The organism is Candidatus Nitrospira salsa (assembly GCF_965152625.1).
On record NZ_CBCUCO010000002.1, the window covers coordinates 1,230,376 to 1,253,810 of the forward strand.

Annotated in this window: 24 protein-coding genes; 17 read left to right on the forward strand and 7 right to left on the reverse strand. The window is 46.2% G+C overall.

Annotation, left to right across the window (positions count from 1 at the left end; all coding sequences use genetic code 11):
- Positions 1-55: 55 nt before the first annotated feature.
- Together tpx and tenA are read left to right on the forward strand one after the other, a co-directional pair.
- On the forward strand, positions 56-721 hold the full coding sequence (tpx, locus tag ACWQXP_RS07525) for a thiol peroxidase (RefSeq protein WP_454062209.1): 666 nt from the start codon (positions 56-58) through the stop codon (positions 719-721).
- Entirely contained in the window at positions 718-1,386 is a 669-nt protein-coding gene (gene tenA, locus ACWQXP_RS07530) for a thiaminase II (RefSeq protein ID WP_454062210.1), read from the forward strand. Before tpx ends, tenA begins: the two co-directional genes overlap by 4 nt.
- A 416-nt stretch (positions 1,387-1,802) precedes the next feature.
- On the opposite strand, the gene ACWQXP_RS07535 is transcribed toward tenA, so the two are convergent.
- Entirely contained in the window at positions 1,803-2,495 is a 693-nt protein-coding gene (locus ACWQXP_RS07535) for a TIGR04211 family SH3 domain-containing protein (RefSeq protein ID WP_454062211.1), read from the reverse strand.
- A gap of 29 nt (positions 2,496-2,524) precedes the next feature.
- The gene (locus tag ACWQXP_RS07540) at positions 2,525-3,463 is read right to left on the reverse strand and encodes an REP-associated tyrosine transposase (RefSeq protein WP_454062212.1); all 939 of its coding nucleotides are present in this window, start codon (positions 3,461-3,463) and stop codon (positions 2,525-2,527) included.
- Positions 3,464-3,889: 426 nt separating this feature from the next.
- Here ACWQXP_RS07540 and ACWQXP_RS07545 point away from each other — a divergent pair, with 426 nt between their 5' ends.
- The 13 genes from ACWQXP_RS07545 (at position 3,890) to ACWQXP_RS07605 (ending at position 17,455) form a co-directional block, all read left to right on the forward strand.
- Complete coding sequence (locus tag ACWQXP_RS07545; RefSeq protein WP_454062213.1) at positions 3,890-5,482, forward strand: B12-binding domain-containing radical SAM protein; 1,593 nt, start codon at positions 3,890-3,892, stop codon at positions 5,480-5,482.
- Positions 5,483-5,755: 273 nt separating this feature from the next.
- Positions 5,756-6,337, forward strand: coding sequence for a type II secretion system protein (locus ACWQXP_RS07550; RefSeq protein ID WP_454062214.1), 582 nt, complete (start codon positions 5,756-5,758; stop codon positions 6,335-6,337).
- 253 nt (positions 6,338-6,590) lie between these two features.
- The gene (locus tag ACWQXP_RS07555; protein ID WP_454062215.1) at positions 6,591-8,984 is read left to right on the forward strand and encodes a secretin N-terminal domain-containing protein; all 2,394 of its coding nucleotides are present in this window, start codon (positions 6,591-6,593) and stop codon (positions 8,982-8,984) included.
- 1 nt (position 8,985) lies between these two features.
- Positions 8,986-9,498 carry a type II secretion system protein gene (locus ACWQXP_RS07560; RefSeq protein ID WP_454062216.1) on the forward strand — a complete coding sequence of 171 codons (513 nt, stop codon included), beginning with the start codon at positions 8,986-8,988 and terminating at the stop codon, positions 9,496-9,498.
- A 2-nt stretch (positions 9,499-9,500) separates the two neighbouring features.
- Complete coding sequence (locus tag ACWQXP_RS07565; RefSeq protein WP_454062217.1) at positions 9,501-9,899, forward strand: type IV pilin protein; 399 nt, start codon at positions 9,501-9,503, stop codon at positions 9,897-9,899.
- An 8-nt stretch (positions 9,900-9,907) separates the two neighbouring features.
- A complete protein-coding gene (locus tag ACWQXP_RS07570) occupies positions 9,908-10,708 on the forward strand; it encodes a LysM peptidoglycan-binding domain-containing protein (RefSeq protein WP_454062218.1) in 801 nt (266 codons plus the stop codon).
- Positions 10,709-10,770: 62 nt separating this feature from the next.
- A complete protein-coding gene (locus ACWQXP_RS07575; RefSeq protein ID WP_454062219.1) occupies positions 10,771-11,979 on the forward strand; it encodes a type II secretion system F family protein in 1,209 nt (402 codons plus the stop codon).
- A 37-nt stretch (positions 11,980-12,016) separates the two neighbouring features.
- Positions 12,017-13,747, forward strand: a complete 1,731-nt coding sequence (locus ACWQXP_RS07580; RefSeq protein WP_454062220.1) for a GspE/PulE family protein — start codon at positions 12,017-12,019, stop codon at positions 13,745-13,747.
- On the forward strand, positions 13,744-14,874 hold the full coding sequence (locus ACWQXP_RS07585) for a hypothetical protein (RefSeq protein ID WP_454062221.1): 1,131 nt from the start codon (positions 13,744-13,746) through the stop codon (positions 14,872-14,874). Before ACWQXP_RS07580 ends, ACWQXP_RS07585 begins: the two co-directional genes overlap by 4 nt.
- Complete coding sequence (locus ACWQXP_RS07590) at positions 14,874-15,467, forward strand: PilN domain-containing protein (RefSeq protein WP_454062222.1); 594 nt, start codon at positions 14,874-14,876, stop codon at positions 15,465-15,467. The genes ACWQXP_RS07585 and ACWQXP_RS07590 overlap by 1 nt, the downstream gene beginning before the upstream one ends.
- A gap of 18 nt (positions 15,468-15,485) precedes the next feature.
- Positions 15,486-16,061, forward strand: a complete 576-nt coding sequence (locus tag ACWQXP_RS07595; RefSeq protein WP_454062223.1) for a hypothetical protein — start codon at positions 15,486-15,488, stop codon at positions 16,059-16,061.
- Positions 16,058-16,675 (forward strand): hypothetical protein, encoded by a 618-nt coding sequence (locus tag ACWQXP_RS07600; protein ID WP_454062224.1) that lies wholly within the window; start codon positions 16,058-16,060, stop codon positions 16,673-16,675. Before ACWQXP_RS07595 ends, ACWQXP_RS07600 begins: the two co-directional genes overlap by 4 nt.
- Before the next feature lie 36 nt (positions 16,676-16,711).
- Positions 16,712-17,455, forward strand: coding sequence for a retropepsin-like aspartic protease family protein (locus ACWQXP_RS07605; RefSeq protein WP_454062225.1), 744 nt, complete (start codon positions 16,712-16,714; stop codon positions 17,453-17,455).
- 179 nt (positions 17,456-17,634) lie between these two features.
- Here ACWQXP_RS07605 and ACWQXP_RS07610 read toward each other — a convergent pair whose 3' ends face one another.
- The 4 genes from ACWQXP_RS07610 to ACWQXP_RS07625 form a co-directional block, all read right to left on the reverse strand.
- The gene (locus tag ACWQXP_RS07610) at positions 17,635-17,976 is read right to left on the reverse strand and encodes a hypothetical protein (RefSeq protein ID WP_454062226.1); all 342 of its coding nucleotides are present in this window, start codon (positions 17,974-17,976) and stop codon (positions 17,635-17,637) included.
- 102 nt (positions 17,977-18,078) lie between these two features.
- On the reverse strand, positions 18,079-18,840 hold the full coding sequence (locus ACWQXP_RS07615) for a complement resistance protein TraT (RefSeq protein ID WP_454062227.1): 762 nt from the start codon (positions 18,838-18,840) through the stop codon (positions 18,079-18,081).
- A 184-nt stretch (positions 18,841-19,024) separates the two neighbouring features.
- Positions 19,025-19,627 (reverse strand): hypothetical protein, encoded by a 603-nt coding sequence (locus ACWQXP_RS07620; RefSeq protein WP_454062228.1) that lies wholly within the window; start codon positions 19,625-19,627, stop codon positions 19,025-19,027.
- A 293-nt stretch (positions 19,628-19,920) separates the two neighbouring features.
- Complete coding sequence (locus ACWQXP_RS07625) at positions 19,921-20,262, reverse strand: STAS domain-containing protein (RefSeq protein WP_454062229.1); 342 nt, start codon at positions 20,260-20,262, stop codon at positions 19,921-19,923.
- Positions 20,263-20,638: 376 nt separating this feature from the next.
- Here ACWQXP_RS07625 and ACWQXP_RS07630 point away from each other — a divergent pair, with 376 nt between their 5' ends.
- Both ACWQXP_RS07630 and ACWQXP_RS07635 read left to right on the forward strand, forming a co-directional pair.
- Positions 20,639-21,460 carry a class I SAM-dependent methyltransferase gene (locus tag ACWQXP_RS07630; protein WP_454062230.1) on the forward strand — a complete coding sequence of 274 codons (822 nt, stop codon included), beginning with the start codon at positions 20,639-20,641 and terminating at the stop codon, positions 21,458-21,460.
- A gap of 32 nt (positions 21,461-21,492) precedes the next feature.
- Positions 21,493-22,743, forward strand: coding sequence for an amidohydrolase family protein (locus ACWQXP_RS07635; protein WP_454062231.1), 1,251 nt, complete (start codon positions 21,493-21,495; stop codon positions 22,741-22,743).
- 180 nt (positions 22,744-22,923) lie between these two features.
- Here ACWQXP_RS07635 and ACWQXP_RS07640 read toward each other — a convergent pair whose 3' ends face one another.
- Positions 22,924-23,367: a hypothetical protein gene (locus tag ACWQXP_RS07640; protein WP_454062232.1), complete on the reverse strand. Its 444-nt coding sequence runs from the start codon at positions 23,365-23,367 to the stop codon at positions 22,924-22,926.
- Positions 23,368-23,435 lie beyond the last annotated feature (68 nt).

Sequence of the window (23,435 nt, forward strand, 5' to 3'; positions counted from 1 at the left end):
TCGTGATATGATACGACAGACCGTACAGCCTTAACCTGTCACTATGGAGAATCACATGAATACTGAGATAAAGACCTGGTATACGCTCATTGCGCTCGTGGGGCTCTGGTTGTTTGCTGGATGCTCGACAATGGGAGGTAAACACGAAAACGGATTTACCTATACCGAGATACCCGTCACCTATGAAACCGCGTACCCAGGAGAGGGTAATCACATACTGTTTCGTGGGAAAGAACTTCCATTATCGGGAGCACCCATAGAGGTGGGTGATACGCTTCGCTCAGCACAAGTGACCAAAGAAGATTTGTCACTCAGCACGTTGAACGGACTCAACAACCCAATACGGATCATTAATATTGTGCCGTCGCTCGACACGAAAGTCTGTGAACAACAAACGCACTATCTCAGTGAAAAAAACCAAGGTCTCGACCAGCAAGTACAACTCATTACCATCAGCGTCGATACGCCATTTGCGCAAAAACGATTTGCACAGGAAGCCAACATCGATAACGTATTATTTTTATCGGATTATCGTGGTGGAGAATTCGGAAAAACCCATGGTCTGCTTCTGGGAGGGCCGCATGTGCTAGCCAGAGCGGTCATGGTAGTTGATCAACACAACATCCTTCGGTACATGCAAGTGACGCCCGACCTTGGGAAACTTCCCGATATGGAGGCCGCCTTTCAAGAAGCGAGACGCCTCCTGGACACTCCCTCATGACATTCTCAGATCAATTACGGAGACGTGCAGCCTCGATCTGGAAGGCTCAATTAACTCACCCCTTTGTCATCGCATTAGGGAAAGGCACGCTCCCAGCTCGAAAATTTCAATATTATATTCTGCAAGATGCCCGATATCTTGAAGAACTCGCCAGAATATTCGCCACTGGAGCCAAACGTGCCAGAGACCCAGAAACAGCCCTTCATTTTGCCAAACTCGTAGAAGAAACGATTACGGTGGAACGTGGACTTCATCAAAACTATGGTAAACATTGGAAGCTATCGCCCAAACAAATGCGAACGAGCCCAATGTCTCCAACAAACTATGCCTATTGCCGGCACATGCGAAGCGTGGCGCAGGAAGGCACACTGGGCGAAATAACCGTTGTCGCACTTCCCTGCGCCTGGATCTATTGTGAAATTGGGAAACATCTCTTACGAAAAGGGCTCCCCAAAGCCACTCATCCTTACCGTGATTGGTTGATGATGTACGGCTCACCAGAGTTCGCTGAAGTGGCTCAATGGATGCGTACGCTTGTAGACCGCTGTGCAAAGTCGGCTGGCTCAGCAGAAAAAGCTCGAATGGAAGAAGCCTTCCTGATCAGTTCCCGTTACGAATGGATGTTTTGGGACATGGCTTGGCGTGAAGAAAGCTGGCCAGTGTAGCAAGAGATACCGAATGGTTCTAGAATGAGAAGAAGCAATTTCTACGTATTGGAATTTGAGAATTGAATAGCGTAAAAATAACTGTCGTGATACGTCGATTGGCAGCAAGACTCCTTGCAACCCCGCTCTTACACTATTCGATTCAATCAAATCTGGGGTTTTCCTTTCCATGCTTCACAGCCTTGGCAGTGCGGGTATACCCGGAAGCTTCCCTCATCATTCACAATAAACTTCGTATCTTATAGCCATTTCTAATAACTTCCGCATGTTTGAAGTGAGTAATTTCGCGGGGTTAGTTGATATGCCTCGGTTGGAACTTACTTGGATTCGCTATAATATGTTGAGTCCAAAGTCGACAAAATTCAATCCGACTCCTTGAGGACAACACACATGCCGGAATCCATTGTTGTTCTTACTTACGAATACCGTGAGGAATAGCTACTGGTCTTTCGAGGTCGTGCTTTAATGACCACTCCAAAGATCAGACCAATAAGCACGAGAGCGCCACCATACACCAGCCAATCACGTTGTACGTTGTCTTCCAATCGTTTCACCGTAGAGGTCAGTTCACTCACATCATGACGTAAGCGTTCGTTCTGCTGAGTCAGTTCGACATTACGGGCATGCTCTTTGATTGGATTAGCCGAGACTCGCTTCAGTTCATTCAGCTCTTTGGTCAGTGATTCGACCTGCGAACTCAGCGTCCGATTGGTGGCCTCAGCTTCTTTGTACTTAGATTGAATACTGGCATGTACCTGACGGTCTTTTGCCATTTGCGCGTCAAGCCGTTGAAAACGTTTCTCTGAAGCCGCAAGTTTATCGCGGGCAATCGGGGCGGCAACCAAATATTGAGACCGCACCCAACCTTCCGTCCCACCGTCGGTTCGAACTTGAGTGAATTCACCCTCCTCATCAGTCCCGAGTACAGTGAGGCGAGTTCCACTCGGTAGACCACTATGAATAATACGATGACCCGTAGTCGGCCCACTCCTCATCGGTACTTTCAACTCGTCAGAGATATAATTCACATCTCCGACTGCCGCGAATGACTGCGTGGTGAGCGTAGGATAAGAAAACAGGAACAAGACGAAATAGATGAAGAATTTCAAAATGAATAGCCTCCTTGCTATAGGGATCATTACTTGACTTTACATAACTGATGAGCCTTTGCTTGTTCACGACTCAGCCCTTGACTCTCGAGTGTCCGTTGGATGTGCGAGATCCGAGAAGGAGAAACCCCAAATCGGCCTGCGACAACACTCAACGGTTCGTTCGCAACTCGCCGCAGCAACCAGGCTGCACACTGATACGCTCCCTGATGCTCCCGTGTAAGCAGGTCCTGGGGCTTGAGGGAATAGACCAGTCCGACCCGGGTTAACACCTGCTTTCCCGTCAAACGAGTCGGCGGTGTTTGTGCACGGATACCATTCTTCAGAGGTTGTCTCTTCACAAGTTTCACCATGGAGGCTAAAAACGGCTCAGTCCCTAAGAAAATCTGACTTCGCACATGTTTCCAGGGAGACGGCTCATCAAGACCGTCTTGCACAAATTGCTGATAACGCCGTCGAGCCTCATCTTTTGACCGGTGAAAAAGCTGATAAATTCCAAGCACATCCACCCAATCCGAGGCTGTCTCCCGACCCGCCGTGACTCGATAACTGCTCCACTTCCAATCTTGAACCTGTTTGACCAAACCGGCTCGCACCGGATTGAGCACGATATAACGGCACAGCTCTAATAAATAGACATCCTTCTCAACAAGAATACTCTTGAACCGGCCTTGCAGCACATGTCCCATTTGTTGATGACGACGATTAAAGGTTTGGGTGTATAGACTATTCAATCGTCGCATACCCCGACTAAGATTCCCTTCAGGCGTCTCAAGCACGAGATGGTAATGGTTATTCATCAAACAGTAGGCATAGCATCGCCAATGTTGTTGGCTCACTTCACAACCGAGGAGATTCAGAAATCGGCAACGGTCCTGGTCATCAAGATAGATATCATGCTGCGCGTGACCCCGAGCCGTCACATGATATAGCGCACCAGCATACTCCAACCGTAATTGTCTGGCCATACTCACTAAGGCTAACGGGCAAGATCTATTAAGTCAAACAATGACCCCGACTGATGACATTTAGGTGAAGATGGGAAGACAACCCTTGATAAACGGCATAGCACATGACGCTCTCCACAAATGCACTCGCGTTCCTTCATGCGTCGTGAATGTGCAACACGATCAACAAAAACACCCATTAGACCAAAACCCTCTCTAGCATTGAGAGCTCAGTACTAGGAAAGATTTACATTACCTTGACTCTCCCATAATCTTCACCTACAGTGCGGATTGCCTTCATACCGTCAGATCTCTCTGGGCATCGGGAAGCGAATGACTGTTTAAAAAGGCACAGAGCTTTCATTTCCGAGCATGCAACGATTCCCACTCGATTCTGACCCTCAATCATTCAGGGCCTTCTCTCCCCAACACATCTAGGGTGATCCCATGAAATCTCTTCGCATTACCATACTCGATCTCGTCACGAAAGGACCGACGAAGCGCATGTATGCGCGCGTCATGAATCCTAACCTTGCCAGCATTATGCCTCAGGTGGTCGCCGTCTGGTGCGAACAAGCTGGTCATACAGTTCGATTTGTGTGTTACACCGGTACGGAAGATTTGAACAATGAACTGCAAGGTGAGACGGATCTTCTTTTTATCGGAGCCTTTACTCGTTCAGCGATGACGGCCTATGCCATCAGCAACTTATACCGACGTCAAGGAGCCGTCACGGTACTCGGCGGTCCTCATGCACGGAGTTACCCTCAAGATGCGGCACAATATTTTGACTACGTCCTTGGGTTTACCGATAAAGCCGTTATTCAAGAAGTGTTGCAAGATTGTACGCCCTATCGTCCTCTCGGCCGGCAACTAACGGCCAAGAAACAGCCGGTTGATCTTCCAGGTGTCAAAGAACGTTGGAAATATATTGAACCCACGATTGCCAAAGCTCCAACAATTAAAATTGTACCGATGATCGGAAGTTTAGGATGCCCGTATACCTGCAATTTCTGCATCGATTCAGAAGTTGATTATGAACCTGTCCCAACAGATCAAATTCGTGAAGACTTGCGTTTTCTTCTCCAGAAGATTCGTCATCCGAAAGTCGCATGGCACGATCCAAATTTTGGTGTTCGATTCAATGAATACATGACGACAATCGAAGAAGCCATCGGGCTCAGGAAAGTTGATTTTATTGCAGAAATGACCTTGTCCCTCCTATCGGAACCCCACTTAGCACGCTTACGAAAAAATGGATTTAAAGCGATGCTTCCGGGAATTGAGTCGTGGTATTCCCTTGGGGACAAATCAAGAACGGGGAAAAACATTGGCATCGAAAAAGTTGACCAGGTTTCTGACCATATCAACATGATTCTCCGCTATATTCCCTATGTCCAAACCAATTTCATTTTGGGGTTAGACACGGATGAAGGACCAGAACCCTTTGAACTCACGAAACGATTTCTTGACCGCTCCCCAGGAGCATTTCCGGCATTCTCCTTGCTCTCTGCCTTCGGACAATCGGTGCCCGTCAATCTAGAGCTCCAAAGGGAAGGTCGTGTGCTCCCGTTCCCATTCCATTTTCTCGATAATAATAAATCAATGAATGTGACACCAAAACATTACACTTGGCAAGAATTCTATGATCATGTGGTCGAACTGTCTCGCTATGCTTTTTCGTGGCCGAGAATCATTCGAAGGTTCCAGGCCAATAGAGGGATCATTCCAAAATGGATGAATGGCTTGCGAGCAGTGTCTTCTGAAGGTTTTGGGCGTATCCGATACCATACAAAAGTTCGAGGATTACTGGATTCAGATCCACAGCTCCTCAAGTATCTTACAGGAGAAAGTCACCACCTTCCCTCGTTTTATGAGAATCGTATTCGAAAAAGTCTTGGCCCTCTTTGGGATGCATTACCGCAAGGCTCACTGATCCACGATCACAATGCTTACCTGAAGTCGACACCTCCCCCTTCAGACTGGATAACCACACCGATCACCCCTAAAATAGCAAGTCCTGTGACGGCCAGAACCTAACATACGATCATTCCAAGACGCAGAAATCATCTCTTTCTCAAAAAGGAATTATCTCTTTCTACTCTCACCCTCAACTCTATCACTCTTGACTAAAAATTCTGTGCCTGGTGGTCATATTGAGTTTGAAACGATTCGACACCTTTCTGCCTGAGTATAAAATTTGCACTCTAGTCCTTTAGGTGCGAAAATATGATGCAAGAGTGAAGCGATAGGCATACGTGCATCATGAGGTAATACTCTCAGACCTTTCTCAAGATTACGTCGATAACAGCTATGAAACACGAACATGGCTTTACATATTTGATGACCATGTTTTTCGTCGCCATGATGGGCATCTCGTTAATGATCATCGGCCAGGAGTGGTCGGTGACGATGAAGCGAGATCGAGAGGCAGAACTCCATTTTCGCGGCACGCGCATCAAGGAAGCCATTGAACGTTATGCGGCTGACTATGAAGTGCAAAAAAGTCTTCGCCCCAATCGGTACCCAGTGCAATTAAAAGATCTGACAAAAAAGCCGACTCGATACCTTCCCACGATTTATAAAGATCCCATGACCGGAAAAGACTTTGAACTGATTAAGACCGGTACGGAAATTCATGGAGTCCGGAGCACCAGTAAAGAGAAACCGTACGATCAAGTCAACTTCAAAGGGGCAAAAACGTATCACGCCATTCGTTATGAGGTAACCGGGCAATCGGCAAACTGCACTCCCGGGGTTGATGTGAGTAAAGTGGAGACATTTGTTGGATGTTCAGAGCCAACTACAACAGAAATAGATCCAGCAACCGGGAAGCCAGCTGAAAATTCCAATGGCCTGCAAAATACATTTCCGGCACAAGAAAACATTCAGTAAATGGCTCATCTGCACGAAGTTCATTCGCTTTCCAAGACCTGGCATAGAACTTCATTAGGTATTAATGATATCGAGAATCGATAAATCTCAAAATTTAATTTAATCAGCAAAACTTCCGATAAAGAGAATAGTCTGGCATGAAATAGAAAAATTCTAGCCTGACTATTAGAAGTATGCTAGTTTACGTGTGTTCTTGATACGATTCTCTACAAGACGCACCGCAAAAAGTATTCCTACTCGCAGCCAACAACTCATGAAACATTTTCGCCATCGCTTGACGCTCACCTTTCGCTTTTTGACCATCAGCCTTTTTGCTTCAGCACTCTTCGTCGCCTGCACGACCCATCAGCTTGATATGGCAGAAGAAATGGTCGCTCAAGAAAATTGGGACGGAGCCGTCCTGGCCTATCGAGACGCTGTTCGGGAAGATCCATTTAATGAAGAACTCCAAGAAAAACTTGATGAAGTCAAAGGCCGTGCCGCAGAAGCCCACTACACACATGGAAGAAAATGGCTGAAAGACCATCGTTTAGCGGAAGCCTTACAATCCTTTCAAATGGCCTTAGGGCTCGTCCCCGGGAAGGCTGAATATCAGACTGCTCTTACTGACGTTTTACGATTAAAAGAAGCGCGGCTGGCCTTACAAGAAGGGAAAAAACTTCAAAATTTAGGACAGCTTGAAGAGGCCATGGCTCGCTATGAACGTGCCATTCAACTCGATCCGAGCTTAACGGAAGCGCTCAATAATATTACCGCGATTGCTCAGCAACAGAATGAGCAGAAAGCTGTTGGTGGATCAACAGAACCCGTGACACTTCGATTTCAAAATACACGGCTGAAACAGGTATTTGAAATTCTTGCGAGAACGGCCAACATTGACATCCTGTTTGACAAAGACGTGCGCGATGACCTCGTCACGATCTTTACAAGAGATACACCCTTTGACGAAGCGTTAACACTCATTTTAAACACCAATCAACTGTTCGCGAAGCGGGTTAGTCAGGACACTTTATTAATCGTCCCGGACACCAAACAAAAACGAGAACAATATCAAGACCTTAAAATTCGAACATTTTATTTATCGAATGCCAAAGCCAAAGACATGGCGAATTTACTTCGGACCATCCTCGAAACGAAACGTGTCTATGTCAATGAACCGCTGAATACCGTCGTCGTGCGCGATGAACCCGCGAAACTCTTACTGGCCGAACATATTATTCACGCCAATGATCGTGGCGATGCCGAAGTGCTCTTTGATGTCGAAGTGCTTGAGGTCAATCGGACGAAAACCAAACGCCTCGGACTTAACTTTGCCAAACAAGCTGGCATGGGCATTTTCCCTCCTGGAGCCACAGAGTTTAGCAATATCTTGCAGAGTTTCACCTTTCGTGAGCTTGTAAATCTCGGGCCTGATTCGTATCTCTTTACCTTTCCAGGAAGTTTTCTTCTTGATTTTTTCAAGCAAGAGTCTGACGCAAAAACACTTGCAGCGCCAAAGATTCGAGTGCTCAATAATGAAAAAGCCTCAATCAATATTGGTGATAAACAGCCGATCTTGCTCTCAACCACCAACGTGTTACCTGGACAGTCGACGACGGGAGCCACACCCACAACGTCAACGGTCACCTCGATTGAATTTAAAGACACGGGAATAAAATTAACCGTGGAGCCCAGCATTCATTTAAATAACGAAATCTCCTTGCGGTTGCAGATAGAGGTGACACGATTAGGTGATCGAGTCGTGCTGCAATCGAATCCGGAAATCTCACAATTTCGATTTGGAACTCGTACGGCCGACACGGCCTTAAGCTTGAAAGATGGAGAAACCGTTGTTCTTGCGGGATTACTGCAGGAGGAAGACCGAAAAACACGAGAATCGGTCCCGGGTGTTGATGATGTACCGCTCTTAGGCGACCTCTTAAGTAATTCAGAAACAAATAAAGTAACGACAGAAGTGATACTCGTGATCACGGCACATATTGTCAACAGCGTCACGCCTGCGGACTTAGCCAAACAAACCTTGTGGTCAGGTACTGCAAAAAACTATGACACCAAACCGTTATTTTCTGAACCAAATGTGGCCGTGCCCGTTCTGTTGAATGAGACGACCCCATCTGGACCACAGATGGACGAGCTTGACCCAACAGCCCCTTCTGACGATTCTGATGTACGTTCTAACACTCCGAACTCTGAGTCCATTGAAAACTCTGAATCCACACCAGACGAGGCCACACAAACCGTCACTCGATTAGCTCTGCTTCCACCGGCTCTTTCCACACAAGTCGGGAAAAGCATTCGCCTCGATCTCACTGGACAGGATATTCCGTCTATCGAACAAACGAGTTTGATGATCACGTATGATCCACAGATACTTGAGTTTCAACAGGTACTGGAAGGAACATTTTGGAAAGACCAGAATGTTCAACCGAGTCTCACCGTTTCCGACGTCCCCAATATGGGACAAGTGGTCATACAAATGAATGGGGCTGGTAAGACCGTGAAAGGCAATGGACAGCTCGCAACTCTGGAGTTTCACGCAAAAGCCGAAGGCAATGCTTCCCTACAAATACAACGCTCTTCGTTTGTTAGCCCGACGGGCCAACCCGTTCCAGTGATTACCCAACATGGGAGGATTTGGGTTCAATAACGTGAAATGCTGTCGTGGAGTGACGTTCCTTGAGCTCTTGATCACACTGGCAATCATCTTTATTTTGGCATCGGTGGCCTTACCGATTACCAAGGTGAGTACCAAGCGATCTCAAGAATTGGAGCTGAGGCAAACATTGCGTACCGTCCGTACCGCGCTTGATACGTTTCGACGTGACTGGGCCAGAGACGGCGACACACTCCTGGGGCCTCTGTGTGTAAAAAATCAACTCGCGTGCAAGGAGAACACGGGGCAAAGTGGATATCCCAAATCATTAGAACAATTATTACGAATTGAATTAACCGGTGCAGAAGCACAAGTTAAAGGAACGCACAATATTCGCCGGTATCTGCGTCGAGTGCCAATTGACCCGCTCACGGGTAAGAATGAATGGATACTCCGATGTTATCAAGATGAAGCTGACACCGACCGATGGTGCGGAGAGGATGTGTTTGATCTTCATACGACCAGCACCAAATCCGCCCTGGATAAGACCAAGTACCGTGACTGGTGAACATGCGTACCGTTTCAACATACAAGGGTGGCTTTACACTGCTGGAACTGCTGATCGTAGTGGCCATTGCTGCGATTTTGATCACATTGGCTGTTCCATCATTTCAAACGTCTTCGACCAAAGCCAAGGAAGCAGCATTAAAACAGAATTTATTTACGATGAGATCACTTATTGATCAATTTTATGCTGATCGTGGCAGCTATCCCCTCACCTTAGAGGAGTTGGTATCGGAACATTATATTCGTGAATTACCCATGGACCCATTTACGAAATCGTCCACATCATGGGAAGAAATCCTGGAAGAAAAAGATCAGGAGGATGACTCTCCAGCTGGAATCTATGATGTGAAAAGCGGAAGTGACTCAACAGCGCTTGACGGTAGACCCTATAACGAATGGTAGGCATTGCAATGAAATACCTTCACTATTTTCAGCCCACGTCGCTCCTCCTTGCGGTATGGATCCTTGTGATCGTCGGGTGTACTCATTCCCCGGCCACAGTCAACGAAACCGTTCAGTCGCCTCAAGCCGCGCCCGTACAGGAAGTCTTGATCCATGAAGCGAGAGAGGAAGCCAGTTTGTTGCGATCAGAACTCGCCATGATCAAAATTTCTACCGCCAAACAGCAGGCAGAACTCCAAGCTGCTCTGAATCGCGTCAAGACACTACAAGAGCGGGAAGAAAACATCTCAGCAAGTGTTCGAACCGTCAAAGAAACACTCTTGGCAGCTGAAAATGAACGCGACCAACTTCGTCAGGAAAAAGTTGAGCTCCAAGCCCAGTCAGCGGCTCTTCCAGATCTTCAACGATTGATCGCGGAAATGCAGACCATCCAGACATCGGTACACGAAATGATGGCCAATATGCAGACACTGATGACAGAAGTGGTTCAGATTAAACAAGATATGAGGCGGAATCAGAGCAAGTCTCAACGCGGCACTCCAAACTTAACAGCCTTTTCCATGACGGCCTCTTCGACGTCAAAGACGGGCATAGACACGTGGATTGTCAGTGCCGGCGATACCTTGTGGCACATCGCTCGACAACACGGCATCTCAGTTGACGACTTAATGGATATGAATGCATTAGAATCAGATATGATTGTGGAAGGGCAAGCTTTGAAGATCCCTCAACTTGCCTCTCATCAACCTGACCAAGAACAGCAAGATGATCACATGCCAGAGTCTGAGGCTGTCGCCCAGACTGAATAAACGCAACGACTTGCTCCGTAGTCTGGCATCACTCATTTGACTGTTTCGAAAATCTCCAACACGTGCCACTATTTCGTTACAGAGCCGCGCGACCCGATGGGAGCATCTTTGAAGATTCAACGGAAGACGATAATGAACGATCGGTCCGAGCTCGGTTGGAAGGTCAGGGAATCCTCATTCTCGAACTCAATGGGAAAGGGGTTCAAAGCGGAAGCCACACATTTCAACGAAAAAGGAAACCACTCTCACTTCGAGAGTTTCTCGTGTTTAATCAAGAATTTCTCGCCTTGATTAAATCCGGGCTGCCGATGCTTCGAAGCTTTGATCTGTTATCGGAGCGAGCCTCAAAGGAAGCGTTTCAGCAAGCGCTTCTGGGTCTTCGGGAAGAAATACGTGGTGGATCATCGATTTCTGATGCCATGGCCAATTATCCTACATACTTTTCAGAGCTCTACCAGGCATCCATCAGATCTGGCGAACAATCTGGAAATTTGCCAGAAGTGATCCAGCGATATATCGAATACTTAAAACTCCTGATTAGTGTCAGAGAAAAAGTCGTTAAAGCTCTCGCCTATCCGTCATTTTTAGTCGTATTTGGTTTTGCCATCGTCGGGTTTTTGTTGGCGTATGTCATGCCCATCTTTGCGGAAGTGTATGCCGAAAGCAATACGGAACTTCCCCTGGCCACAAAACTTTTACTCGACACGATTACGTATGCTGGGGTGTGGCTACCGTGGGCACTCGTAGGGTTGCTCGTCACAGGAATTGGATTCCATCTCTGGTGGAAAACACCTCAGGGACTCTTGCAAACTCATCGTTGGCTTCTTCACATTCCCATGATTGGTGATGTCGTTCTGAAAAATCAAGTCATTCGTTTAACGCGAACGCTTTCCACGATTCTTGCCGGCGGCATTCCCTTACTCTCAGCGCTTCAAGTGACGGCTCGTGGCATGACGAATCAAGTATTCACGCACGCCTTGCGCGCCACCATCGATTCAGTCAAAGATGGAAAAAGTCTCTCCTCATCATTGAAACGCGAATCCTTTCTTCCAAGGATGACTATCGAAATGATTGAAGTCGGAGAAACAACCGGCTCCCTCGAAACCATGCTTCTTGAAGTGGCAGAGTTTCATGAAGGCGAATTAGATCTCCAACTCTCACGTTTAACGACATGGATTGAACCACTCCTCTTGCTTGGAATGGGGATACTCGTCGGTGGGATTGTCATCATTATGTATCTACCAATCTTTAATCTCGCGGGCGCTATTTAAAATGTCGAGTCCGCATAGCGCACATTAGAGAACAGAAATGCCCACACCGCTCAAACGTGTTGCGCTTGAAGACATTTTCATTAAGCGTGGTCTCATTCCTGACACGCAAATGGAACAACTCGTCTCTCAAGCACTTGAGACTCATCGCCCTTTAAAAGCCATCTTATTGGAGGAGGGCATTGTCTCCGAGGAGCACATCGTCCAGGCATTAGCCGAACAGTACGGTTTACCGTATGAACCACTCAATGAATTTCGCGTCAATCCTGATTTTTTTGAAACGATTCCAGTTGAATGGATGCATCGATACCCATTTGTCCCGCTCTCAGAAGAGGATGGAGTGCTCACCATTGCCATTCCCAATCCTCAAGATGTCCGAGTCCTTGATGAGTTGGAACTGTTCCTGGGACGTGAATTGCGGTTGGTAGTCTCAACCGACACCGCTATTCAGGACGCCTTGGCAGCGAGTGAAGGCAATAAACAGGTTCTTTCTCGTATTCAGGCAGAATTGGACCCTGTGCTCATTAAGGAAGATGAGAAAGGGGAAGAAATCCTCTCTGTTGAACAAATCACAAAAGATCAAAGTCCAGTCGTCAAACTCGTCAATACCATTATTCTAAGTGCACTGCAGAAACAGGCGAGCGACATTCACATTGAAGCCAGTGAACAAGTGGTCCAAGTGAAGTTTCGTATTGATGGGGTGCTCTATAATGCCATGGAACCGCTCTCCAGCTCATTCCATGCCTCACTCATTTCAAGGCTCAAAATTATGTCTGAGCTGGACATCGCCGAACGACGTATTCCACAGGATGGACGATTTAAACTTCACGTCGAAAAACGTACGGTGGATTTTCGTGTGTCCATTCTTCCCAGTGTGTTTGGAGAATCCGTTGTCATTCGAATTCTTGACAAACAACATATCGCCGTGGGTGCAAAGGGTTTAAATCTCGATGTCATGGGATTTAACCCTGAAGATTTGCGTCGATTACGACGTGCCATTACGCGCCCCTACGGCATGGTACTGGTCACAGGACCTACTGGCAGTGGGAAAACAACCACGCTGTATGGTGCCCTCAACGAGGTTCATACAGTTGAAGATAAAATCATCACCATCGAAGATCCAGTTGAATATCAATTAAAAGGGATTGTGCAAATTCCTGTGAATGAAAAAAAAGGATTGACCTTTGCACGTGGATTACGCTCGATCTTACGTCATGATCCGGACAAGATTATGGTTGGAGAAATCCGTGACGTCGAAACCGCCCAGATTGCCATTCAATCTGCCTTAACGGGACATTTGGTCTTCACCACCGTACATGCCAATAATGCGTTTGACGTGATTAGCCGTTTCGTGAATATGGGAATCGAACCGTACAATTTTGTCGCCTCGCTGAGTTGCATACTGGCTCAACGATTAGTCCGAGCAATCTGTCCTTTTTGCAAAGTCCCGATCGAAGTCGACAAGAATCTCTGTGAAGAATCAGGACTCGACTATGAGAAAGTGAAAGTCAACACGCTCTATGAAGGAACGGGTTGCCATGAATGTCACGGACTGGGCTATCGCGGGCGAAAAGGCATTACCGAATTCCTCGACATGACGGACTCGATGAAGGAAATGATCCTCGCCGGCAAGTCATCATCAGAAGTTCGCATCGCGGCCATGGCACAAGGCTTGACGACATTGAGACAGGCCGCTGTCCAAAAAGTCTTTCGGGGCGAAACCACACTGAAGGAGATCAACCGGGTCACCCCGGTTGACGATGCGGTATGATTACCTACCTCCCAATGACCAAAGCCAGTATCGGGTTGTCCATTACCCGTGATTCTCTCTGCTTGGTTGAAGTTCGCCGAAGCTGGCATCGCGTCACCTGTCGGCACATTGCAGAAACGCTTCTTCCTCCAGGCTGCTTACGCTTATCCCCTGCCCGACCCAATATTGAGAACATGAAAGAGTTTGTCAACAGTCTCAGCACTCTGATGAAGCACTGTAAACTTCCGAAATCTGTGGCCCTTTCATTGCCCGATATCTGCGGACGAACAACCATTTTAACGTTCCCTTCATATCCGGCTAAACAATCCGAACAAGATTCGGTAGTACGATGGCGATTCCAACAGGATATGAATATTGCCACTGACAAAACCCGCTTTGCCTATCGCACCTTTTCCGCGTCAAAAACCCAGACGAGTCCAAAGCAAGTTCTCGCCACCGCCGTACAGCATGACATTATTGAACAATATGAAGAAGCCTGTCTTGAAGTCGGACTCTTGCCAAATTCGGTAGGGCTATCGGGCTTAGATGTCTGTGATTTCTATCACTCAACAATGCCTGAATTCAGTCGGCCAACCAAACGAGCAAACGAAGCAACCAATCAGGAGTATCTTTTCTTGTATGTGGCAAATTGGGGCTTTTCGTTTATGGCATTTCGCAATGCCGACCCAATATTTCTTCGGGTTAAAGCGTTGCCTATCCCGCGATTCAAACAAGACATTGAACCCACAGATCAGTCAGAGACCTTGCAAAACTCTGGCCCCACAGTCAGTCATGAAACGCGTGAAGTCGCCAGTCAAAGTCAAGAGCAGTATTCGTCTCTCCATCTGAACAATGTTTCTAACGAACTGGTAGCTACATTACAATATTATTTTGAATCTCATCCATCTGTCCGATTGGAAAATGCTTCCATTCCCCTCTATTTCGCTGAAGGCGTGCTCAATGGTGCGGAACTGCTGCCAACGGAACAAACGATCGAGAACATGCTCAATGCCACGATCTTACGCCCCCCACCATTGTCAATCATGAAAGTCGCCGATACGTTGCATCCAAAAACCAAAGTGGCAATGATGAAGTCTTCACCACAAATGACCTGTTTTTCCGCCCTAGCGAGTGTGTCGATCTTATAATGAAACCGCGAACTCACTTATCGCTTGCCGCGCCAGGAATGGACGGCCTTCTCCTTGCCCAGCGAGGGTTAATCGTGTTGACGATCGCATGTGCAATGATCGCTGGTGGTATTTGGTGGATCAGTCAAGAAATTGATCGTGAACGTGCTGGCTTTATCCAAAAGACCAATGAACTACGATTAATGAATCAACAAATGATCAGTAATGCCTCGTCGCGCGGAATTGATCTTTCGGATGAACGAATTCAGGCGCTTCCCAAAGAAATTGTTTTTGCGAAACAAATTCGGAAACAATTAGGGTTTTCTTGGACTCAATTTTTAAATGACTTGGAATCCACGGTTCCGGATACCATTGCGATGGAATCCGTAAAGGTCAATTTTAAAGAAGCATCCATTGCCTTAAGTGGCTCAGCCAAAACACTCACGGATATTAATGGATTAGTCGATCAGTTAGAGGCGCATCCGTCATTCCATCATGTTGTCTTGTCACAAACTGCTCAGAAGCAGAATAAGAAACAACACAACACATCGTTTGTGATGTTCACGCTGACTGTCTTGTATGAATCAACCCAGGCTTCCACCTTCAAGAGCTAACGAAAAGAACTGACGCCCATGCCTTTCGCATTTATCAAACGCTCAAAAACGACCTTTCAGGTATCACGCAATCTTATTCCCCTTACCCTGATCGCCTGCCTATCATGTCTCGCTGTTTTGGGCATGTATATCTTTGTATTTTTTCCTGCAAACACGCAACTCGAGAAAGCCTCGCTGGCCTATTCGGCAACCGTACTGACCCAACAACAATTGAAAGCCGCGCAAGACACACAAGAGACGTTAGGAGAAATCTGGAAGAATCTTCCCATTCCAAAAGACTTTACGCGCTTAAGTGTGTCGATTGCTTCATTGGCGAAGACCCATCATGTCCGTATTCCAGGAATGGGGTATGACCTTCAAGAACTTCGGCATCAGCTCGCAACCAAAGGAATTCTTTCGTTTGAAGCTTCAGGGGAATATAAATCCATTCGAACATTCATCTATGAACTCGAGTCAAAATGGCCGCATCTGTTCATAGAGAAGCTGTCGGCTGAACGAGCCAAAAAATCATATGAAGTTGGGTTTAATATTAAGGTGTCGACATTTCTGAGACAACCTCCCGGTCTGTCGACACGCAATCGTCAGGAATTATGACCAATCAAACCAAAATACAAATGCTCGTCGCCTTACTATTATTGTGGGGAGGCGCGGTCGTGTTTCAATTCTTAGAAGAAACGGAATCTCCCGAGACATCTTTGAATACCCTTGCCTCCGTCAAGGTGAGGAAGACAGATCAGGATTCGCTGGCATTAGCAAAATCATTTAACAACCCCCGACAAAGCGTGACACTGGCGGCACCTCGTAATATTTTCACACCATTCAATCTCCGTAGAGACCAACATGCATCTTCTTCCGAACAAGGAGAGACTTCCCAGAAAAAAGTACAACAACCTGCAAGCACTGAACCTAAATTCGTGTCTCCTCCTGGCCCCTCCCCTGAAGAATTAGCGTTCCAACGAGCACAGCAACAACTCAACAAATTTCGTTTTCTGGGATATCTGAAAAAAGGTGGAGAAAGTCAAGCCTTCCTCACGAAAGGAGAGTCCATCTATATTGTGAAGCAAGGTGAAACCGTTGAAGGTCGAATAGTCGTGAATCGTATTGACCCCACATTAGTCATTTTATCAACAAGAGTTGTAGAATCCGGGAACCTGGTTCAAGCTGAAATTCCTTTGACGAAAGATGCCCCAGGTTCGTCACCTTCATAACACAAGCCTTTGGCTCATCAGATAATACCAATACCCATGACAATCATTATCCATAAAAAATTACCATCCAAAACAGCCTTACTTTTCTCATTGCTTATCGGCATGTCTTCCTTGTCAGTACCGCAATCCACATTTGCTGCGTCGACCTACCGATGTGAAGATTCATCTGGCCTGACTGTACTCACGGATAGTCCTGCGCAACTTGAACACTGTACTGTCTTATTAGAAGAACCATCTAAGAACAACTCAGGGACAACGTCTCAGCCAAAATCCACGCTTCAGCCCATGTCATTATTGACTGAACCCAATGCCAGTGAGCCAAAAGACATACCCCAAGAATATCCCTTCATTGATGAGCAGGGCCAATCGTCGCAAGATGAACGATCAGAAGCGATAACCATTCCAGTCACATCCTATGGAGGCTCACTACTGGTTACCGTCCAACTCAATCAAACCCGAGAAGTGCAGCTCATTCTCGATACTGGTGCAACGATGACTGTTCTTTCCCAAGATGTGGCCCTTGACCTTGGACTTATTTCAAGTTCGAAGACCCAATTGACAACCGTTTATACAGCTGGAGGACCGATACAAGTCAATGTCAGTACTGTAGACTCCATTCAAGCCGGAACAGCTCAAGTCCATGATGTGGATGTCGCCATCCATGATCTTCCTGACGGTCAAAAAGGCATAGATGGTCTATTGGGCATGTCTTTCCTCCATCACTTCCTCGTGACCTTAGATACCAACCAAGGCTTACTTCATTTAAAACCGCGTTCCTGAGCCCGCGACGCAGCGTAAACTTTTGGCTCGACACGGAACGGTCGCTTTTTAAGCATTGCAGAAAATAGAGTGAGATGAGCTAGTGGGAACTAGCCATGATCAGATAAGAAATCTCTTATCACGACAACGAAAATGGTCGTGATAAGAGATTATTGGAGCAGCGTTAGACAACAACAGAGTTAGTAGGGATAATAACGTCCGTGATATCGATAATAATGGAGACAATTCCGATATCGAGAAAAAGAATATCTGAGGTTATTACAGGTATACCCTCGTTTCCAATCCTTTCCAGTATACTCTTGAGGCATTTGATTTTTCTTCAGCGCATCTTCAACAAATCGATCGACTTCCGCTTGATCCCCTGGATTAAAAGGCCGCTCCATGACTTCTTTGTTAAGTGCCCGTTGCATAGCGGCTAGGTCTTCCTCATCATCGGCAAGAACGACCTGCGCTCCCACGAACACACAAGTCAGAATAAAAACAAGACTAATCAGGTGCTTGAGATATCTGCGATGTACCATACATTTTCTCCTCAGATACATGAACAACCCATAACCTAGGTGGTCCACTCACAACATTCTTCTTGATTGCAATCATTGACTCACACCATGAAGAATGTAAGGTTAAAACACATTAGCGAGTGAGCGAGTCAGTCCTTTTGTCAACAACTCTTGCGCCTCCTCATATTCCAAATTCGCCTGATTCGCCGTACTCACAACTCGCGTACGATATTTTTTGAGTTTGCCCACTTCTGAAAAGGTTTGCCGTTGCGTGCCAGCCATACCCTGCGCTAAATTTTGCTCACTATCCGATCGAACAATCACGCCTTTGGGTGCCTTTTCAACGACCTGCACATCCGTAACGGCCATAAACGTCACATCTTTGACGAACGCATCCGCCACAGTCTCAGTCAGTCCTCCGACAACAGAGCCAATCAACCCCCCAGCCGCGCCCCCGATGCCACCATGTGTAGCAAGACCCACACCAGCGCCCGCAGCGCCACCAGCGAGCACTCCTCCGTAACCGCCACCTAATGCGGCCTCAGCAGCCGTCGGACTGGCTTTTGCCACACTTAACACATTGGCTTGCAATCGATAGTGAGCTTCATCGGGATCATCGGTCACTCGATAGCCTCGTTTTTCAATGGCTGCTTTAATCGGTGTTTCAATGTCAAAATTATCTTTGTCTGAGGTATTTCGAACTTCAATATAAATCACTTTTTTATCAGGTCCAACAGGATCAAGAAAAATAGTGTCACTCATTTTGGTTTGAACATCCAGATCCTTTTTCGCAATAGACGTATGTAATGCGTTACATCCGGTCATGGTCCAGACCAGAACTCCTAAAACCAAAACATTGACAGTCACCTTCTGAAAAAAAATCATAGCTACACCCTCTCCTTCCTCGCACCATTCAATTTTTGACAAGAATACATAAACCCCTCATCTTCGTCTCCTTAAAAGTCGAGTTGTCAAGATATCCATACAGTGCTACTCAAAATTTACTTAAGAATCTGCCCTTAGTGATGGAACTGTCTTCTCATGGCTAGCTTGAATGTCAACCAGTCCTTTATGACAGGTCTTTCACACAACCTCGATCAACACTTTGATCTGCGATTTGCCACAATGCTTGAGGGGCCAGCTTACCAGCCCATGTCACGATGGCATTTCCAACCTTTGCGGTAATTTTGTCAGATTCAACATGAGCCGTCACTCCGTCTCCAAAACGACGGACCCGGCCTTTTCCACCGCCCAACAGTGCCGGATTACTTAAGAGTGCACCAAGCCCTGAAGCAACGGGTGAAACCAAAATTTGAATTTTCAGGGAATTGCTCTTATTCAGTAACTTCTGTTCAATCGTCGTCCCTCCCCCAAAGGCTGCAGCACCGGCTGTTTGGATGGTTGGCTCTTTTTCACTCACCCAAGCTGGAAAGGTTTTTACGATACAACCTGACAATAAAATACCTTTTTGTTCACTCCATAATTGATTAGCATAGTCCAAGTCCGCCGAGACGACCCCATACTGACTTTTTTCAATATTTTGAATACTCGACTTCAACACATCAATGATTTCTTCCATCCTTGGGTCGGCAGCATTCGCAGAATGCTGAAGGTGTAATGTGACGAGCAGGACAATTCCAATAACCTCAAAACACACCCATTTCCTCTTCATATTCCTCCTCCTAACATTCTAATGATTCGATGGTGAGCACGTTAAAGTACCACAGGAATCATAGAGATTCATCCATATAATTTTCAATTCTACTGTGGAGAAATTCTTCGTCATTGGGTATGAGATGACGAATCGCTGGTGGCAAAACGTCTCACAAGAAAAAGCACCAATAGCCTACAACATGCACTAACGACGATAAGAATCAGAGAAAAAGCTCAATTGAACAACTTTACAACTGTAAAACAGCTATAGTCGTGAACGTGTAAATATAATATGAAAGACAGGTGAAAGGATCAGGAAAGTGTAGAAAAGGTTGAATACGCTTCGTCTGCGCTAAATATTGGGATTAATTGAACGATATTCGTTTGCTCCAAGATATGCTGAACGGTCTCTTGAGGGTTGACGAGTAGGACTTTTCCTTTCATTTGTTTAAATGTCTTTGCGGCAGAGACCAGAGCACCAATACCAACACTATCGATGAACGTCACCCCACGTATATCAAGAATAATGCCTTTTGTACCTTGCTCTCGGTGATAATCAATAGTCTCGTTAAAGTTATTTTTTGAAAAAATATCTAGTTTCCCGATTAAACTCAGGACTTGCATTCCATTGACTGATTTTTGCTTGATAACCATAGCAGTAACACTGACAAGGACAATACGCGTTCTCGACGTTTACACATCTTGAATACCTAAGATATATCTTCTAACTCGGTTTTTTTCAAAAAGACTTTAGCCTTGGTTTTTCAATTGAAACTCAGAAAAAGATCATTGCATCCTCAGGATACTTGTCCTATCCTTATGACCAACATGGCTGATTGAGACATAAATCATTAAATTCTGAATAAAGGAACGTGGACCGTAGCTAATTGGTTCATGCCATCACAGGATCAACGGCATGGCCAGACAGGGATCCTCAAGCAACGATCCCATTATGACAAATGAGCCATTCACAACGTCTATGTAAACCGTGAGGCCAACGATTTCCCTAAAAACATCGAGATTCATGATCATGCCAACGCCTCAATCCCATCGTTTTCCCATCCCGCCAACCTGGTTAACTGAGTTGCCTCAGAAAGATTATTGGTCAACACCATTTGCCGAAAGTTTGTTATCACAATTAGACCTGACTCAAGGGATCACTGTACTAGACATTGCATGCGGAAGCGGGATACCAACATTTCACCTAGCTCATCACGTCGGTCACACGGGAAAAGTCGTTGGACTCGATATGAGTGAGGCTCAATTGGTTCGAGCTCGAACCTATCAGGGTCCACATTTTCCATGGCTTGAGTTTCGTCAAGGCGATATACGACATCTCCCTTCAGACCTCGAAGTGTTTGACCGCATCACCGGAAACTTATCATTTATGTTCTTTCGCCCAAACCGAAAAGAAGCCCTCCAACAGTTAACGTTATTTCTCAAACCCGGAGGACAATTGGTGTTGACATTTCCATCTCTCGGAACATTTGATTCCCTCTGGCAACATGTGGATCAAGAAATGGCACGCCGAGGGTTGGACGCAGAGCGAAGAGCCTTAACCGAATATCGAGAAGAACGACCATCGGCAAAGGATGCAAAACAATGGCTGACAGAAATAGGCCTGGAACGCGTTTCGGTCAACGAATACCCTCTCGAAGTTGAGACAAATGCGGGGCAGGCCTTCCTTTACCATCCATTATTACGTGGAGGATTTCTCGACGATATCTATGACTGCTTTACTGACCAACAACTTGCTGAAGGTTTCATGAGTACCATCGCCAATGATATTCAACGCTTTGTACCTCTCATCGCACAACGATGTGTGATGTCAGGCTGGTGCCCTCTAAAATAAACAAGTCATTTGTGACTTCGCGAAACGAGAACATGATTTACCTCAAGACACTCTTTCGCACATCATGCTTGCTGCTCATGAGTACCGTTTTTCTCAGCTGCAACCTCATTGGCGGGGCATTTGAACACGAGCCTCAAGAACTAGAAAAAGAACTGAGCGCTGAAGCACAAACCCTCATGAAACAGGCATTCGAAGGAATCGACCCGGCACAACTCCGTGACTATCACATTCATCTGCTTGGAATGAATACAGAGTTAAATGGTACGTTTGTGAATGAGGAATGGCAATCACCATTTGGCGGACTCATCCATTACATCCAGTTTCAAGTCTATAAGAGTGCAGCCGCCATCACAGATGAAGACCAGGCTGACGATCAATATCTTACACGTCTCAAAACCCTTATTGAATTTATGCCGCAACATGGAAAATTTGGAATTATGGCCTTTGATTATTTCCACAATGAAGAAGGCCGCCCGATTAAAGAATTGAGTACATTTCATGTACCCAATGCCTACGTCATGAGCAAGGTCGAGGCTGCCCCAGACCTCTTCTTTCCCATCATTTCAATCCACCCCTATCGAACCGATGCCCTCGACGCTTTAACAAATTACGCCAAGCAAGGCACCCGATTTGTCAAATGGCTACCAAACGCCATGGGTATTCATCCGGCATCTGAACGCATGAACGAGCAACTCGAAGCGTACTATCGGATCATGCATGACTACGATATGACGCTCATCTCGCATACGGGTGACGAAAAAGCAACGGAAGCAGAAGAATTTCAACACCTCGGTAACCCGCTTTTCTTGAAAAAACCTTTGGATATGGGTGTCAAAGTGGTGATGGCCCACGTCGCAAGTTTAGGAGAATGCCGAGAAGAAGATGCGGCCATTTGCACACCTGGCATTCCCTACATCGACCTCGCAATCGACATGCTTGAAGAGCCACAGTATGAACACCTGCTGTTCGCTGATATTTCTGCGCTAACACAAGACAATCGAAAAGATAATCTCGACAAAGTTCTCGGCAACAGCTCCATTCATGACAACTTAATTAACGGCAGCGATTATCCCCTCCCTGCGGTCAACATCGTGATTCAAACACGAACGCTTGAATCGGCTGGATACATTACGGCTCAAGAACGTGAATCACTCAATGACATGTACGACTTCAACCCTCTCCTCTTCGACTTTGTGCTTAAGCGCACTCTTCGCCATACCAAGACAGGGGAAAAATTCCCGGCCTCAGTCTTCCTTGAGCATCCCGATCTTCCAATACATTAATACGTCTGATTTGTATTCAACAGAAATAAAAATTCCAGATCTGGCTTTTGTGAATTTCCATTGCTGATTTGGAGCGAGACGACAGAGCAAGGGAAAAGTCAACTTTTTGGGATGGGACTGAGGCAAGGCAAGCTAAGCAAACAGGGGGCATCCAACACCCTCCTAGACATTCATGGAATCTCAATCAATGAGGATCCCAATAGAAGGGACAAACGGAAGTGGACCAAACCCAAATCCAAATGGTGGACCATAGCCATAGATAGGAGGCGGACCAAATCCCACGGGAGGGGAAGGTAGAAACTCATAGGAGGGAGGATATTCTTGAGAATAACGATCATGCCTTCGAGTTTGTCGGCTCATCTTCTCTTGAAGTTCATGAAGCATGATCTCTTGACGCTTCAGTTGCCGTTCCAATTTATCAGTCTTCGTTTCTTTATCCTGAGAATGTGACTGAATGCATTCACGTTGAGAAGCCCCGGTATATGTATAAGACGTGCATTGCCAAGGGAGGGGTTGTTCACTCGCACCTACCGGAAATGAAAAGAGCACGAGCCCACATAGCGCTATTCCAGGACTCATTTTTTTCCATCTATGGAAAAAGTCAGAAGCGTGAGATGTTTTCATGGCTTAGCCTTCTTTATCGTCTCTTTAAGGATATCATGTTATCGAAGTTGAGAACAATCATGACGCGT